This is a genomic window from Salipiger bermudensis HTCC2601, assembly GCF_000153725.1.
Classification (GTDB): domain Bacteria; phylum Pseudomonadota; class Alphaproteobacteria; order Rhodobacterales; family Rhodobacteraceae; genus Salipiger; species Salipiger bermudensis.
Map to the genome: position 1 here is coordinate 734,015 of NZ_DS022276.1, position 15,953 is coordinate 749,967.

The 15,953-nt window shown below is 68.4% G+C and carries 16 protein-coding genes; 13 read left to right on the top strand and 3 right to left on the bottom strand.

Features of this window, described 5'->3' with window-relative positions; genetic code table 11:
• A partial coding sequence (locus R2601_RS25745) for an NYN domain-containing protein (RefSeq protein ID WP_007793663.1) occupies positions 1 to 179 on the bottom strand: 179 nt, incomplete at its 3' end.
• A gap of 160 nt (positions 180 to 339) precedes the next feature.
• Here R2601_RS25745 and folK point away from each other — a divergent pair.
• The 5 genes from folK to R2601_RS03540 all read left to right on the top strand — a co-directional run bounded on the left by folK (position 340) and on the right by R2601_RS03540 (position 5,123).
• Entirely contained in the window at positions 340 to 885 is a 546-nt protein-coding gene (gene folK / locus R2601_RS03520; protein WP_254656030.1) for a 2-amino-4-hydroxy-6-hydroxymethyldihydropteridine diphosphokinase, read from the top strand.
• A gap of 79 nt (positions 886 to 964) precedes the next feature.
• Entirely contained in the window at positions 965 to 1,318 is a 354-nt protein-coding gene (gene rpoZ / locus R2601_RS03525; RefSeq protein WP_007793667.1) for a DNA-directed RNA polymerase subunit omega, read from the top strand.
• A 37-nt stretch (positions 1,319 to 1,355) separates the two neighbouring features.
• Positions 1,356 to 3,494, top strand: a complete 2,139-nt coding sequence (locus tag R2601_RS03530; protein ID WP_007793669.1) for a RelA/SpoT family protein — start codon at positions 1,356 to 1,358, stop codon at positions 3,492 to 3,494.
• A 79-nt stretch (positions 3,495 to 3,573) separates the two neighbouring features.
• The gene (locus R2601_RS03535) at positions 3,574 to 4,227 is read left to right on the top strand and encodes a DUF2062 domain-containing protein (RefSeq protein ID WP_040544331.1); all 654 of its coding nucleotides are present in this window, start codon (positions 3,574 to 3,576) and stop codon (positions 4,225 to 4,227) included.
• A 44-nt stretch (positions 4,228 to 4,271) separates the two neighbouring features.
• A complete protein-coding gene (locus tag R2601_RS03540) occupies positions 4,272 to 5,123 on the top strand; it encodes a DMT family transporter (protein ID WP_007793676.1) in 852 nt (283 codons plus the stop codon).
• Positions 5,124 to 5,226: 103 nt separating this feature from the next.
• Here the strand turns inward: R2601_RS03540 and R2601_RS03545 are convergent, their stop codons facing one another.
• On the bottom strand, positions 5,227 to 6,711 hold the full coding sequence (locus R2601_RS03545; protein WP_007793678.1) for an ABC transporter substrate-binding protein: 1,485 nt from the start codon (positions 6,709 to 6,711) through the stop codon (positions 5,227 to 5,229).
• Between the two features lie 132 nt (positions 6,712 to 6,843).
• Here R2601_RS03545 and panB point away from each other — a divergent pair, with 132 nt between their 5' ends.
• Entirely contained in the window at positions 6,844 to 7,677 is an 834-nt protein-coding gene (panB, locus tag R2601_RS03550) for a 3-methyl-2-oxobutanoate hydroxymethyltransferase (protein WP_007793679.1), read from the top strand.
• Complete coding sequence (panC, locus tag R2601_RS03555; RefSeq protein WP_007793680.1) at positions 7,674 to 8,516, top strand: pantoate--beta-alanine ligase; 843 nt, start codon at positions 7,674 to 7,676, stop codon at positions 8,514 to 8,516. Before panB ends, panC begins: the two co-directional genes overlap by 4 nt.
• Before the next feature lie 12 nt (positions 8,517 to 8,528).
• On the opposite strand, the gene R2601_RS03560 is transcribed toward panC, so the two are convergent.
• Positions 8,529 to 9,668 carry an alpha-D-ribose 1-methylphosphonate 5-triphosphate diphosphatase gene (locus R2601_RS03560; RefSeq protein ID WP_007793683.1) on the bottom strand — a complete coding sequence of 380 codons (1,140 nt, stop codon included), beginning with the start codon at positions 9,666 to 9,668 and terminating at the stop codon, positions 8,529 to 8,531.
• A gap of 103 nt (positions 9,669 to 9,771) precedes the next feature.
• Here R2601_RS03560 and R2601_RS03565 point away from each other — a divergent pair, with 103 nt between their 5' ends.
• Genes R2601_RS03565 through R2601_RS03590 form a run of 6 tightly spaced genes read left to right on the top strand, consistent with a single transcriptional unit; the run spans position 9,772 to position 15,935 of the window.
• Positions 9,772 to 10,215, top strand: coding sequence for an NUDIX domain-containing protein (locus R2601_RS03565; RefSeq protein ID WP_007793686.1), 444 nt, complete (start codon positions 9,772 to 9,774; stop codon positions 10,213 to 10,215).
• A gap of 39 nt (positions 10,216 to 10,254) precedes the next feature.
• Positions 10,255 to 11,199 (top strand): ABC transporter permease, encoded by a 945-nt coding sequence (locus R2601_RS03570; RefSeq protein ID WP_007793689.1) that lies wholly within the window; start codon positions 10,255 to 10,257, stop codon positions 11,197 to 11,199.
• Positions 11,196 to 12,011, top strand: coding sequence for an ABC transporter permease (locus R2601_RS03575; RefSeq protein WP_007793690.1), 816 nt, complete (start codon positions 11,196 to 11,198; stop codon positions 12,009 to 12,011). Before R2601_RS03570 ends, R2601_RS03575 begins: the two co-directional genes overlap by 4 nt.
• Positions 12,008 to 13,720, top strand: coding sequence for an ABC transporter ATP-binding protein (locus tag R2601_RS03580; protein ID WP_007793694.1), 1,713 nt, complete (start codon positions 12,008 to 12,010; stop codon positions 13,718 to 13,720). The genes R2601_RS03575 and R2601_RS03580 overlap by 4 nt, the downstream gene beginning before the upstream one ends.
• Complete coding sequence (locus R2601_RS03585; RefSeq protein WP_007793695.1) at positions 13,695 to 15,167, top strand: aldehyde dehydrogenase family protein; 1,473 nt, start codon at positions 13,695 to 13,697, stop codon at positions 15,165 to 15,167. The genes R2601_RS03580 and R2601_RS03585 overlap by 26 nt, the downstream gene beginning before the upstream one ends.
• Before the next feature lie 27 nt (positions 15,168 to 15,194).
• The gene (locus R2601_RS03590; RefSeq protein ID WP_007793696.1) at positions 15,195 to 15,935 is read left to right on the top strand and encodes an SDR family oxidoreductase; all 741 of its coding nucleotides are present in this window, start codon (positions 15,195 to 15,197) and stop codon (positions 15,933 to 15,935) included.
• The last annotated feature ends 18 nt before the right edge of the window (positions 15,936 to 15,953 follow it).

Sequence of the window (15,953 nt, forward strand, 5' to 3'; positions counted from 1 at the left end):
AGACGATACTCGTCGTTTTCGAGAAGCGCGGTGTAGTAGAACGCGCGAACCATCTTGCCTCGGCGTACAAATTCCTGTCGGAGGAGCTTGTAGTCGATGTCGAAGCCAAGCGCTTTCGCGGCGGCATACAGGTTCGACCCGTCTATGAACAGCGCGAGCCGTTCGTCCTTGTAAAACATCAAATGTCCTTTCAGCAATGGAGCGCGCCAATGTCCGTGAGTGTGAATGTGAGTGGTTTGGCGCACTCGGTCGTCGAAGATTAAGATATTTGGCCGTCAGTACAAGCCGCAACACATAATCCAAAAGGATAGCTCAAACGTGCTAAGGGAACAAGAAAAGTTGATTGCACTCGGCGCGAATCTATCGTCCGCGATTGGTTCTCCGGCGGAAACATTGCGAGCGGCAATCGATGAACTGTCCGCGTCTGGGGAGTGTGTCCTGCGGGTGAGCCGGTTTTATGCAACCCCTTGTTTTCCGGCGGGGGCCGGGCCTGATTACGTGAACGCCTGCATCGTCTCAACCGGAGAGTCCAGCGCCGCCGAGCTGCTCTCGGTGATGCATCAAATCGAGCATAAATTTGGCCGGGAGCGCGAGCAGAGGTGGGGCAGCAGGAGCCTCGATCTGGACTTGCTGGCCCATGGTGGGGAGATTCTTCCTGACGTAACGTCATATTCGAAATGGCGGATGTTGAGCCTGGAGGAGCAGAAAGTCAGGGCGCCGGACGAGCTGATTCTGCCGCATCCGCGCATGCACGAACGTGCCTTCGTGCTGGTGCCACTCTGCGATGTCGCTGCGGACTGGCGCCATCCCCTGCTCGATCGCACGGTGCGCCAGCTCTGCGAGGCATTGCCGCAGGAGGCGCGCGACGAAGTCAAGCCTTTATGACCGATCCCCGCTTGTCTTTCGGGCCATGACGCGATAGGGATTCCCTTTCTGACGGCTAACCCGAATAGGTGATACGCATATGGCCCGCGTGACGGTAGAAGATTGCGTCGACAAGGTCCCGAACCGGTTCGAGCTGGTGATGCTCGCCGCGCATCGTGCGCGCGAAGTGGCATCCGGCAGCCCGCTGACGGTCGACCGCGACAACGACAAGAACCCGGTGGTCGCCCTCCGCGAAATCGCCGAGGAGACCCAGTCGGCTGACGAGCTGCGTGAGCGTCTGATCGAGAGCCATCAGACCCAGATCGAGGTCGATGAGCCCGAAGATGACAGCATGGCGCTGCTCATGGGGGCCGAGCAGGACAAGCCGGTCGAGGACGACATGTCTGAGGAGAAGCTCCTGCGCGCGCTCATGGAGGCCCAGGGCGAGGGCTGAGGCCCGCGGATGCGGGCCAGGTGAAGGATAGGCGCCCATGATTGCGGCGGAAGATCTGGTTGCACTGGTCCGCAACTACAATCCCAAGACCAACGAAGACCTGATCCGCGCGGCCTACGAGTTCGGCCGCGCGATGCATGACGGGCAGATGCGCCATTCCGGCGAGCCCTACTTCACGCATCCCGTCGCCGTTGCCGCGATCCTGACCGAGCAGCAGCTCGACGATGCGACCATCATCACTGCCCTGCTGCACGACACCATCGAGGACACCCGCGCCTCGTGGTCCGACATCGCCGAGCGCTTCGGCGAGGATGTGGCCGATCTGGTCGACGGCGTCACCAAGCTGACCAACCTACAGCTCTCCAGCTCGGAGACCAAGCAGGCCGAGAACTTCCGCAAGCTGTTCATGGCGATGTCCAAGGACCTGCGGGTGATCCTCGTGAAGCTCGCGGACCGTCTGCACAACATGCGCACCATCAAGGCGATGCGCGCCGAGAAGCAGATCCAGAAGGCGCGCGAGACGATGGACATCTACGCGCCGCTGGCCGGCCGGATGGGCATGCAGTGGATGCGCGAAGAGCTCGAGGATCTGGCGTTCCGGGTGCTCAATCCCGAGGGCCGCGCCTCGATCATCCGCCGCTTCATCACGCTGCAGAAAGAGGCCGGCGACGTGATCCACCGGATCACCGGCGACATGCGCCACGAGCTCGAGGAGGCCGGCATCGAGGCCGAGGTCTTCGGACGGGCCAAGAAGCCCTACTCGATCTGGCGCAAGATGCAGGAAAAGGGCATGGGCTTCTCGCGCCTGTCCGACATCTACGGCTTCCGCGTCATCACCCGCAACGACATGGACTGCTACGGTGCGCTCGGGGTGATCCACCAGCGCTGGCGCGCGGTGCCCGGGCGGTTCAAGGATTATGTCAGCCAGCCCAAGTCGAACGGCTACCGCTCGATCCACACCACCGTGTCGGGCCGCGACGGCAAGCGCGTCGAGGTGCAGATCCGCACCCGGCAGATGCACGAGGTCGCCGAGACCGGCGTCGCCGCGCACTGGTCCTATCGCGACGGCCAGCGCGCCGAGAACCCGTTCGCCGTCGATCCCGCCCGCTGGATCGCCTCGCTGACCGAGCAGTTCGACAGCGAGCAGGATCATGACGAGTTCCTCGAGGCGGTGAAGCTCGAGATGTACTCGGACAAGGTGTTCTGCTTCACGCCCAAGGGCGACGTGGTGAAGCTGCCGCGCGGGGCGACACCGCTGGATTACGCCTATGCCATCCACACCCGTATCGGCTCGGCCTGTGTCGGTGCCAAGGTCGACGGCATCCGGGTGCCGCTCTGGACCCGGCTGAAGAACGGCCAGTCGGTCGAGATCATCACCGCAGAGGGCCAGACCCCGCAGGCCACATGGCTCGACATCGCCACCACCGGCAAGGCCCGCACCGCGATTCGCCGCGCCCTGCGCGAGGCCGGGCGCGAGCGTTTCGTGCGGCTCGGCCACGAGCTGGCGCGCTCGGCCTTCGAGCATGTGGGCAAGAAGGCCACCGACAAGGTGCTCGAGAAGGCGGCCCAGACCCTGCGGCTCGAGGACAAGGACGAGCTTCTCGCCCGTCTGGGCAGCGCCGAGCTGACCTCGCGCGAGGTGGTGCACGCGGTCTACCCCGATCTGGGGCCGGCGGACGATGTCGAGGTCGATGCCCATCGCGCGGTGATCGGGCTCGAGCCCGGCACCGGTTTTACCCGGGCGCGCTGCTGCCAGCCGTTGCCGGGCGAGCGCATCATCGGCATCACCCAGCGCGGCAAGGGCGTGTTCGTGCACGCCATCGACTGCGAATCCCTCGCCGCCTATGAGGACCAGCCCGACCGCTGGGTCGACCTGCGCTGGGAGGAGGGCACGCACCCGGCTGCCTATGATGTGAGCCTAGAGCTAACCATCGGCAACGATGCCGGGGTGCTGGGGCGGGTTTGCACCTTGATCGGCGAGCGGTTGGCCAATATCTCGGATCTTGTCTTCGTGGACCGGAAGCCGGACTTCTTCCGCATCCGGATGGACGTGGAGTTCCGCGACGCGGAACACCTTCATTCGGTGATCTCCGCCCTCGAAGCCGAAAGCGATGTCGCCTCCGTGCACCGCCGGCGAGACGCCTCGCTGACGGCGCTTCCGACGGCGGCACAGTAAGGGGACGCAGCCGGCAGCGGTTGCGACTGAAAGGAAACGCGGTCCCACGGGGCTGCGGAGGATTGGACAGGACGGGCCTTTGGTCTTCAAACGCCGTGACAGACGACCTGTCTGGAGGATACTGGTCGAATTCTTCTGGCCGCGTGGCGGCTGGGGACGTGCGGCGCGGTATATCCAGCACCGGCTGCACCGGCTACCCGATCCCCCCGAACGGATCGCGCGGGGCGTGTTTGCCGGAGTCTTCACCGCCTTCACCCCGCTCTACGGCATGCATTTCGTCGTCGCGGCGCTGATCGCCAAGGCGCTGCGCGGCAACATCCTCGCCTCGCTTCTGGGGACCTTCTTCGGCAACCCGCTGACCTATGTGCCCATTGCCTTCAGCTCGCTCCGCACCGGCTACTGGTTTCTCGGCATCGACCGGCACGAGCCCGACCACAAGTCGGTGCTCGACCGCTTTGCCTATGCCGGCGGAGACCTGTGGCACAATCTCGTGGCGTGGTTCACCGGGGAACCGACCAATTGGTCCGAGTTGATCCTGTTCTACGACAAGGTGTTCTATCCCTACCTGATCGGGGGGATCCTGCCGGGCATCGTTTCGGGGCTGGTCTGCTACTACCTCACGGTTCCGGTGATCCGTGCCTATCAGAGTCGGCGGCGCGGGGCGCTCAAGTCCAAGTTGGCGGCGCTGAAGAAGAAGCAGGGCGACGCGGCGGGCAGCGCCCCCAAGGAGTGACACGCCCAGAGGCGGCGTGCAGCGGGAAGGGAGGCCCGTGGCCGATGCGACTGTTCCTGCTCGTGGCGCTGACCATGACCGCCTTCGCTGCCAATTCCGTGCTCAACCGCGCGGCGCTCGCCTCGGGCGGCATCGACGCGGTGAGCTTCGGCACGCTGCGGCTGCTGTCCGGTGCGCTGATGCTCGCAGCGCTGGTTCTGGCACGGGAGGGGCGTCTGAGGCTGGGCGGCGCCGGGCGGTTGGCCGGCGTGGCAGGGCTGTTTCTCTACATCTACGGCTTCTCGGCGGCCTATGCGGGGATGCCTGCGGGGCTCGGGGCGCTGCTGCTCTTCGGCATGGTGCAGGTGACCATGTTCGGGGGCAGCGTGGCGGGCGGTGAGCGGGTGCCGGCGCAGCGCTGGCTGGGGGCGGGGCTGGCCTTTGGCGGGCTGGTCTGGCTGCTCTGGCCGGGCGGCGGTGCCGCGCCCAGCCTGCCGCACGCGCTGGCCATGCTGCTCGCGGGCGTCGGCTGGGGCGTCTATTCGCTGGCCGGACGCAAGGCCGAGGTGGCGCTGGTCTCGACGGCTGCAAATTTCGTGCTGGCGACCGGGCTCGGGCTGGTGGTGCTGCTGGGGCTACAGCTTTCGGGATCTGTCGGCCCATGGAGCCTTGGCGCGGTCGTGCTGGCGGTGGTCTCGGGCGCCGTGACCTCGGGGCTCGGCTACGCGCTCTGGTACGCGGTTCTGCCCCGCCTGCCGGGGTCGGTCGCCGCCGTGGCGCAGCTCACCGTGCCGGTGATCGCCATGGCGGGCGGCATGGTGTTTCTCGGCGAGGCCCTCACCGCGCGCTTCGCGCTCGCCGCCCTGCTGGTGCTGGGCGGCGTGGCGGTGTCGGTGGTGCCGCTGCGGCGGGGCTGAGCGGCGCTTGCAGTGCCTTGGCTCTGCGCCGGGGCGCCTTGATGCCGTCCACGACGCTCAGCCGTTTGGCGCACAAAGCCCGTCACAGGACGGGCGTGTCCGCTCACTCGGTCCAGCGCACCCCGGTCAGGTCGGTCGCCTGCGTCGGCTGGTTCTGCCACAGCCCATCGAGCCGCGCGTCCGCCACCGTCGGGAAGGCGAGCTGGAACAGGTAGGCGTTGACGTGATCCTCGGCGATCATCGTCTGCGCCTGCTGGATCAGCTCGGAGCGCGCTGCCGGGTCGGTGGTGCCGGTGAGGGTGCTCATCAGCTCCTGGAAGGCCGCGTTGTCATACTGGAAGTAATAGTCCGGCCGGGCATAGATGCCGATGTCGAAGGGCTCGGTATGCGACACGATGGTCAGGCCGAAATCCTTGCCGCGGAACACCTCTTCGAGCCACTGCGCCCATTCCAGATTGGTGATCTGGGTCTCGATCCCCACCTCGCGCAGCTGCGCCGCGATGATCTCGCCGCCGCGACGGGCGTAAGAGGGCGGCGGCAGCTTCAGTGTGGTGGTGAAGCCCTCGGGATAGCCCGCATCCTCCAGCAGCGTCGTTGCAAGCTCCGGATCGTAGCTCGAGAGCTCGGTGAGGTCGACATAGTCGGGATTGTGCGGCGCGAAATGGGTGCCGATGGGCGTGCCGTAGCCGAACATCGCACCGTCGATGATCGCCTGTCGGTCGATGGCGTGGGACAGCGCTTCGCGCACCTTGGGATCGGAGAAATGTGCGTCCCCGTGGTTCATCGCGAGGATGGTCTCGCCCTCGGTCGAACCCACAAGAACCTGAAAGCGCGGGTCTGCCTCGAACATGGCGAGGTTCTCGGGCGCCGGGAAGCCGGCGAAGGCGTCGATATCCTGCGCCATCATCGCCGCGAACGCCGCCGTCGGGTCCGAGATAAAACGGAAGGTCACCGCCTCGAGTGCCGGGGCCGCGCCCCAGTAGTCCGCGTTGCGACCCATCTCGATGCGGTCTCCCGTGACCCAGCGCTCGAAGGTGAAGGGGCCGGTGCCGACAGGGGTCTGCTGGATGCCCTCGATGCTCTCGGGGGCCACGATCACCGCGTCGCCCCAGGCCATGTTGAACAGGAACGTGCCGTCGGGCTCCGAGAGCGTCACCTCGACGGTGAGCGGATCGACAACCGTCACCTCCGCGATGCCCTCGAACAGCGCCTTCTGGGCGTTAAGGCTGTCTTCCCCGCGGGCGCGATCGAGGCTGAACTTGACGTCCTCGGCATCCATCGTACTGCCGTCATGGAAGGTGACGCCGTCGCGCAGCCGGAAGGTGTAGGTGAGCCCGCCGTCGGAGATCTCCCAGCTCTCGGCGAGGCCCGGCACGACCTCCCCGGTCTCGGTGAAACGCGTCAGCCCTTCGAAGACGTTGGCATAGAGCACGCTGTCGATGGCGCCGGCCGCGGCCGAGGTCGGATCGAGATGCGGCGGCTCGAGTTGCAGCGCAATGGTCAGGTCGGTCTGCTGGGCCATCAGCGCCTGCGCCGAAAGCAGCATCGCGGCGGCGGCCGGGGCGAGGTAGGACATGGGGCGGGACATCGGGCTCTCCGTTGGCAGGCATCGGCTCGAAGTGTGCCCGATTTCCCCGGCGGTGCAAGCACATGCGCACTGGAATATAGGGGGGCAGGCTGCTAGACGACGCCAGCCTTGTTGACGAGGGAGGAGACGCCAATGAGCGCCACCGCGCGAAAGTCGGCCCCGCTGCCGGCCGATATCCGGGCCCGCAAGGGCGGAGCGCCGCTGGTCAGCCTGACCGCCTACACCACGCCGATGGCGCAGATGATGGACGCGCATTGCGATTTCGTCCTCGTCGGAGACAGCGTCGGCATGGTTCTGCACGGGCTCGAGTCGACCCTTGGCGTGACCATGGAGATGATGATCTTGCACGCACAGGCGGTGAAACGCGGTCTCAGCCGCGCCATGATGGTCGTCGACATGCCCTTCGGCTCCTACGAGGAAGGCCCGCAGCAGGCGTTTCGCAACGCCGCGCGGCTGATGGCCGAAACCGCCGCCGGTGCCGTCAAGCTCGAGGGCGGCGAGAGCATGGCCGAAACCATCGCCTTCCTGACCGCGCGCGGCATCCCGGTGATGGCGCACGTGGGCCTCACGCCGCAATCGATCAACACGCTCGGCGGCTACAAGGTGCAGGGCCGCGGTGACGCCGGCGACCGGCTGATGGCGGATGCCCGCGCCGTGGCCGGGGCAGGGGCCTTTGCCGTGGTGCTCGAGAAGGTGCCGCAGGGGCTGGCCGACCGGGTCACGGCTGAGCTGCCGATCCCGACCATCGGCATCGGCGCCTCGGCGGGCTGCGACGGGCAGATCCTCGTGGTCGATGACATGCTAGGGCTCTTCACCGCCTTCAAGCCGAAATTCGTCAAGCGCTACGCGAGCCTCGGCGAACAGGCCGAAGCCGCCATCGCGGCCTATGCCGCCGAGGTGCGGACCCGGTCCTTCCCCGCAGCCGAGCACGTCTTTGCCGATGCCGCCCCGGGAGCGAAATCATGACCGAGATGCTCCGCTCGAAGGCCGAGCTGCGCGCCCGTCTGGCGGGCTGGAAACGCGCCGGAGAGACCGTCGGCGTGGTGCCCACCATGGGTGCGCTGCATGCCGGGCACCTGAGCCTCGTCGAGGCCGCCAAGGCGGAGTGCGACCGGGTGATCGTGACGATCTTCGTGAACCCCAAGCAGTTCAACAACGCCTCCGATCTCGAGAACTACCCGCGCACCGAGCACGCCGATGCCGAGAAGCTCGCGCCCTACGCGGTGGATGTGATCTACGTGCCGGGGCCGGAGGAGATCTATCCCGAGGGCTTTGCCACCTCGGTGGCGGTCTCGGGCCTGACCGACGGGCTCTGTGGCGCCTTCCGCCCGGGCCATTTCGACGGCGTGACGACGGTGGTCTCGAAGCTCTTCCTGCAGACCGGCGCGGATCGGGCCTATTTCGGCGAGAAGGATTACCAGCAATTGCAGGTGGTGCGCCGCATGGCCCGCGATCTCGACATCCCCGTCGAGGTGATCGGCTGCGAAACGGTGCGCGAGCCCGACGGGCTGGCGCTGTCCTCGCGCAACGTGCTGCTGCCCGAGGCCACCCGCGCCGCCGCACCGGTGCTCAACCGGGCCATGGTGGCGATGGCCGAGGGACTTCGGACCGGTGCCGATCTCGCGACGCTGAAAGCGCAGGCCGAGGCGGCGATCCTCGCAGGCGGTTTCGAGCGGGTCGAGTATCTCGAGCTGCGCGCCGCCGACGGGCTTGCGCCGATGACCACGCTCGACCGCCCGGCGCGGCTTCTGGCCGCCGCCTGGCTGGGCGGGGTGCGCCTGATCGACAATATCCCGGTGGGCTGAGCCGCTCGTGGCCTAGAGCAGCCGCTCGGCGATCTCTCCCGAGAGCCACGCGATGCGCCCGCCCGCCATCGTCAGCACGATGCGGCGGGTGGCGCGGTCCATCACCACCAGATCGGCGCGCAGGCCGGCCTCCAGCCTGCCGCGATCCTCAAGGCCCAAGAGCCGCGCCGGCCCTTCCGAGACCATCCGCCACGCCTGCGCCTCGTCGAGCAGGCCCAGCTCGACGCAGCGCCACGCGGCGCGCGCCGGGGCGGGGTAGTGGTAATCCGAGGCCAGCGCATCGCAGAGCCCCAGCCCGATGAGCTCGCTCGCAGCCACGTTGCCGGCATGACTCGCCCCGCGCACCACGTTGGGTGCGCCGAGCACCACCGTATCGCCGCCCTCGCGCGCCGCCTGTGCCGCCTCCACCGTCTCGGGGAACTCGGACACCCGCACCCCGCGCGCGCGCCAAGCGGCGCGGCCCTCGGCGCTGCGGTCGTCATGGCTGCCCATGCGGCAACCACGCGTCGCCAGCCGCGCACAAAGCTCGTCGAGCGCTTGCGGAACCTCGGCGCTGCGCGCGTGCAGTGCCTGCATCAGCGCCAGGTGCGTCTCGGGCGAGCGCCCGGATTTCAGCGCCTGCCCGTTGAGACGCGGAGGCTTGCGCCCCTCGGCGAGCCGCGCGTGCGGCAGGTGGTCATTGAACACCACGTAGCCGATGCCCCAGCGCTCGACCGCCGCCTCGGCCTGCGCGAAGGCGTCGAGGAAGTGGGTCTCGAGCCGCAGCTGCAGGCGCAGGTCCACCGGCACCGTCGGCGCCACCGCGGCCACGGAGGCGAACACCTCCTCGGCGAACTCCGGCCCGCGCATGCCGCCTTCCCACGACCAGAACTGCGCCAGCATCGCCGTGGTGATGCCGTTCGCGGCCAGCTCGGCGGCGCAGGCCACCATGCCGGCGTCGCGCTCGCGCAGTGCCCCGCGCCGTGGCGCCATGTGACGCTCGAAGCCGTCGCCATGAGCGTCGACGATGCCCGGCAGGATGTCGTAGCCGCCAAGATCCACCCGCCGCCCCTCGGGCGCATCGCAAATCACCCCCTTGGCCACCGACAGGGGCGCATCGCTCCAGCCGCCCGGTCGCATCACGCGGGCATTCTCGAAGCTCAGCTCGATCATCGGCAGGCGCCCTTTGCAGGGCAGGGTGGCAGAACGGGAACGCGGATCATGGGCGTGGGAATACGGCCTTCCACCGCCGCGCGAAAGGTGCAAATCTCCGCCCATGTCGACCTCGCCCCGCCTTGCCACCCGTGCCGTCATCCTGCACGAAAACCGCCTGCTTCTGGTCAATGCCTGGCCCGGGCAGAAGAGCGATCTCTGGTGCGCCCCCGGCGGCGGCGTCGAGAAGGGCGCCTCGCTGCACGACAACCTCGCCCGCGAGGTCCACGAGGAGACCGGCCTCACCGTGCGTGTCGGCCTGCCCTGTCTCGTCAACGAATACCACGCCCCCGAGACCGGCTTTCACCAGGTCGAGCTGTTCTTCCGCTGCGAGATCACCGACGGTGTCCTGTCGGACGACTGGCGCGACCCTGAGGGCGTGGTGCACACCCGCCGCTTCGTCACCCGCGCCGAGATGGCGGCCCTGCGCTTCAAGCCCGACAGCCTGCCGAAGGTGGCGTGGGAGACCGGCCCCGGATACGATCCGCTGGAGCTTCTGGCCTCATGAGCGGCGCGGCCCGATCCGCCGCGGCCCGGTAGGCGCCCGATGCTGGCCTACGCCCTGAAACGGCTGTTCATCCTGGCGATCAGCCTCGCCATCGCCTCGCTGGTGATCTTCCTCGTGGTCGAGGTCGCGCCGGGCGATCCCGCGAGTTTCATGCTGGGGATCAATGCCCGGCCCGATACCGTCGCCGCGCTGCGCGCCGAGCTGGGGCTCGACCTGCCGGTGCATGAGCGCTACCTCGCATGGGTCTCGGGCATGGTGCAGGGCGATTTCGGCACCTCCTACACCTACCGCGCGCCGGTGGCGCAGATGGTGGCCGAGCGGGTGCAGGTCTCGCTGCCGCTGGCGCTCTACGCGCTGCTGCTCTCGACGCTGATCGCCTTCCCCGCGGGCATTTTCGCCGCCGCGCGGCGCGGAAAGCCCGGCGACGTGGCGGTGATGGGCGCGACCCAGCTGGGCGTCGCGGTGCCGAACTTCTGGTTCGCCATGCTCCTCGTGCTGCTCTTCGCGCTGAAGCTGCGCTGGTTCAGCGCCGGCGGCTTTCCCGGCTGGGACGATCCGCTGCAGGGGCTGAAGGCGCTGACCCTGCCGGCGGTGGCGCTGGCCCTGCCGCAGGCGGCGATCCTCGCCCGCGTCATGCGCTCGGCGCTGATCGACATCCTGCACGAGGATTTCATCCGCACCGCCCGGGCCAAGGGGCTCTCGCGCCGGCAGGCGCTGTGGCGCCACGGGGTGCGCAACGCGCTCATTCCGGTGCTGACCATCATCGGGCTGCAATTCTCCTTCCTGCTGGCCGGGGCGATCATCATCGAGCAGGTGTTCTTCCTGCCGGGGCTGGGGCGGCTGATCTTCCAGGCCATCACCCAGCGCGACCTGATCGTGGTCGAGTCGGTGGTGATGCTGCTGGTCTTCGCGGTGATCGTGGTGACCTTCGTCACCGATCTCGCCTATGCCGCCGTCGATCCCCGCCTGAGGCGCCGCCGATGAGCCGCAACCTGATCCTCGGCACGCTGCTCACGGCGCTGTTTGTCGGCGCCGCGCTGCTGTCTTTCGTCTGGACGCCGTACCCCACCGACACCGTCGCCATCACCGAGCGCCTGCAGCCACCCTCGGCGGCACACTGGCTCGGCACCGACCATTTCGGCCGCGACATGCTAAGCCTCGTGATGGTCGGCGCGCGCACCTCGATCGCCGTGGCGCTGGTGGCGGTGGGCATCGGGCTCGGGCTCGGCGTGCCGCTCGGCCTCGCCGCCGCGGCGCGCGCGGGCGGCTGGCTCGACGAGGCGATCATGCGGATGAACGACCTGATCTTCGCCTTCCCGAGCCTCGTCATCGCGATCCTGATCACCGCCATCTTCGGCCCCGGCGCCACCAACGCCATCATCGCCATCGGCATCTTCAACATCCCGGTCTTCGCGCGGCTGTCGCGCGGTGCGGCGCTGAGCCTGTGGCGGCGCGAGTTCATCCTCGCGGCCCGCACCGCCGGCAAGTCTGCGCCCCGGATCAGCGCCGAGCACATCCTGCCCAACATTGCCAACCTGCTGATCGTGCAGGGCACCATCCAGTTCTCGCTCGGCATCCTCGCGGAAGCGGGCCTGTCCTATGTCGGCCTCGGCGCCCAGCCTCCGATCCCGTCCTGGGGCCGGATGCTGGCCGACGCCCAGACCATGGTGGCGCTCGCCCCGCATGTGGCGATCATCCCGGGCCTCGCCATCGTCCTGACCGTGCTCGGCCTCAACCTGCTGGGCGATGGCCTGCGCGACCGGCTCGACCCGAGGCTGGGAATGGTGTGCGCATGACCCCTTCTCTGGTTTCCAAATACCTCGGGGAGCGCGAGGGGCAGCGCCCCTCGCACCTGTCGGACCGGACGCAGTCCGGTTCGAAACCCCTGCTCGAGATCGATGCGCTCTCGCTCACGATCCACGGCAAGCCGATCCTCAGAGACCTCTCGCTCACCATCGCACCCGGCGAGATCGTGGCGCTGACCGGCGAGTCGGGTTCCGGCAAGTCGATGACCGCGCTCGCCGCCATGGGACTCCTGCCTCAGGGCGCCGAGACCTCCGGCGCCCTGCGTCTCGACGGGACCAATCTCTGCCAGCTCTCCGAGCGCCGGCTCTGTGCTATCAGGGGCCGCGAGATCGGCATGATCTTCCAGGAGCCGATGACCGCGCTCAACCCGGTGCAGCGCATCGGCGACCAGGTGGCCGAGACCATCCTCGTGCACAAGGCCATGCCCCGCGCCGCCGCCCGCGCCCGCGCCGCCGAGATGCTGGCCCGCGTCGGCCTGCCGCCCGAACGCGTGCCGCCGAGCCGCTACCCGCACGAGCTCTCCGGCGGGCAGCGCCAGCGCGTCGTCATCGCCATGGCCATCGCCCTGCGTCCGAAGCTCCTGATCGCCGACGAGCCCACCACCGCGCTCGACGTGACCACGCAGGCGCAGATCCTCGACCTGCTGCGCGAGCTCGTGCGCGAGGAGGGCATGGGACTGATGATGATCACCCACGATCTGGCGGTGGTCTCGGAGATGGCCGACCGCATCGCGGTGATGAACTCCGGAGAGATCGTCGAGCAGGGCGCAACCGCGCGGCTCTTCGCCGAGATGCGTCACCCCTATACCCGCCAGCTCTTCGAGGCATCTCGCCACCGCGCCGATTTGCCAGAGGCGCGGCCCGACGGGCCGCTCTTGCGCGTCGAGACCGTCACGCGTCACTATCCCGGCCCGCGCCAAGGGCTCTTCCGTCCCGGTCGGGCGCAGGTCGCGGTGAACGGCGTCAGCTTCGAGATCGCGCGGGGCGAGCGTGTCGGGCTGGTGGGCGAGTCGGGCTGCGGCAAGTCCACGCTCGCGCGTGCCATTCTCGGGCTCGAGCCGGTGCAGGCGGGCGCCATCACGCTCGACGGGGCGCCGGTCTATCGCCACGGCAAGCCCGACCGCGCCGTGCGCCGTCGGGTGCAGGTGGTGTTCCAGGACCCCTACGGCTCGTTCAACCCGCGCCACCGCGTGGGCCGACTGATCGCCGAGCCCTTCCATCTGCTCGACGACCCGCCCCGCGGCCCAGAGCGCGCCGCCGCCATCGCCCGGGCGCTCACCGATGTGGGCCTGAAGCCCGACCATGCCGAGCAGCACATCCACGCCTTCTCCGGCGGCCAGCGTCAGCGCATCGCCATCGCCCGCGCCCTGATCATCCGCCCCGAGCTGGTGATCTTCGACGAGGCGGTCTCCGCCCTCGACGTGCGGGTGCGGGCGCAGATCCTCGACCTGATCGCGGATCTGTCGCGGCAATACGGGCTTACCTACCTGTTCATCTCGCACGACCTGAGCGTGGTGCGCGGCATCACCGACCGGGTGCTCGTCATGCGCAGCGGCGAGATCGTCGAGGCCGGGGAGACCGAGACGGTATTTGACAACCCCGCTCACTGGTATACCAAATCCCTGCTGGCCGCCGCACCATCCCTGCCGCGGCCACCGGGAGGAGGACAAGAGGATGACCGAGAGCCTGACGCGCGGTGACGCGCATCTGAGCCTTGCGCGGGACAGCGCGCAGATGTTGATCGGCGGCGAGTGGCGCGACAGCGCCGACACGCTGCCCATCGTGAACCCGTCGACCGGAGCGGAGATCGGCCGCATCGCCCGCGGCCGCGCTTTGGATATCGACGCGGCGGTCTCTGCGGCGCAGGCGGCGCTCGAAGGCGACTGGGGCCGCATGACCGCGCTCGAACGCGGCCGCATCCTGACCCGGCTCTCTGCTGTGGTGCTTGACCATGTGGACGAGCTGGCCGAGCTCGAGGCGATGGACGTCGGCAAGCCGCTGACCCAGGCCCGGGCCGACGCGGTGGCGCTGGCGCGCTATTGCGAGTTCTACGGCGGCGCCGCCGACAAGGTGCACGGCACCACCATCCCCTATCTCGACGGCTACACCGTCTACACCCTGCGTGAGCCGCACGGGGTGACCGGCCATATCGTGCCGTGGAACTACCCGATGCAGATCATCGGTCGCTCGGTCGGGGCGGCGCTGACCATGGGAAATGCCTGCGTGCTGAAACCTGCCGAGGATGCCTGCCTGACGGCGCTGGCCTTCGCCCGGCTTGCGCAGCAGGCCGGCCTGCCGGCCGGCGCGCTGAACGTCGTGCCGGGGCTGGGTTCCGAGGCCGGTGCGGCGCTCTCGGCCCATCCCGGCATCCAGCATGTGAGTTTCACCGGCTCCGTGGGCACCGGCGCGGCGGTGCAGCAGGCCGCCGGCGCCAACGTGGTGCCGGTGACGCTGGAGCTTGGCGGCAAGTCGCCGCAGCTCGTCTTCGCCGATGCCGATCTCGACGCGGCGCTGCCCTTTCTCGTCAATGCCGGGCTGCAGAATGCCGGGCAGACCTGCTCGGCCTCGTCGCGCATCCTCGTCGAGCGCCCGGTCTTCGACGAGGTCAGTCGCCGCATGGCCGAGGCCTATGCCGCCAAGGTGGTGGGCCCGGCGATGGACGACCCCGATGTCGGCCCGCTGATCAACGCCACCCAGAAGGCGCGGGTCGAGTGCTTTCTCGACAAGGGGGCTGACCTGCCACTGCTCGCCCGCGCGCAGCTTGCCGCCGATTTGCCAGAAGGCGGCACCTACGTGCAGCCGGCGCTCTTCGGCCCGGTGCCCGCGGATCACGTGCTGGCGCAGGACGAGGTCTTCGGCCCGGTGCAGGTCATCGTGCCTTTTGACAGCGAGGACGAGGCGGTCAGGATCGCCAACGGCACCGATTTCGGCCTCGTGGCCAGCGTCTGGACCCGCGACGGCGCACGCCAGATGCGGCTCGCCAAAAAACTGCGCGCGGGGCAGGTGTTTCTCAACAATTACGGCGCCGGCGGTGGGGTGGAGCTGCCGTTCGGCGGCGTCGGCAAGTCGGGCCACGGGCGCGAGAAGGGCTTCGAGGCGCTGTACGGCTTCTCGGTGCTCAAGACCGTCGCCGCGCATCACGGCTGAGCAGGACTTTCAGGTAGGAGACAGGACATGAGACTTGAGGGCAAACGCGCCATCGTGACCGGCGCCGGATCCGGCTTTGGCGAGGGCATCGCCATGCGCTTCGCCGCCGAGGGCGCGCAGGTTATGGTGGCCGACATCAACGCCGAGGGCGCAGAACGCGTGGCTTCGGCCTGCGGCGGCATCGCGCAGCGGGTCGACGTCGCGAATGGCGACAGCGTGGCCGAGATGGTCGCCCGTGCGGTGGCCGAGATGGGCCGGGTCGACATCCTCGTCAACAACGCCGGCATCACCCACCTACCTGCGCCGATGGAAGAGGTTTCGGAGGACGATTTCGACCGCGTCTTCGCGGTGAACTGCAAGTCGGTCTACCTCACGGCGCGGGCGCTGGTGGGCCACATGAAGGCGCTGGGCGCGGGCGCGATCCTCAACGTGGCCTCGACCGCGGGCGTCTCGCCGCGGCCGCGGCTCAACTGGTACAACGCCTCCAAGGGCTGGATGAACACCGCCACCAAGGCGATGGCAATCGAGCTGGCGCCGGCGGGGGTGCGGGTCAACGCGCTGAACCCGGTGGCGGGCGACACGCCGCTGCTGGCGAGCTTCATGGGCGAGGACACGCCCGAAATGCGGGCCAAGTTCCTTTCGACGATTCCCATCGGGCGGTTCTCGACGCCGGAGGATCTCGCCAATGCGGCGCTGTTCCTGTGCTCGGACGAGGCGTCGATGGTCACCGGTGTCTGCATGGAAGTGGATGGCGGGCGCTGCATCTAGCGGCTGAGCCGTCGCGTT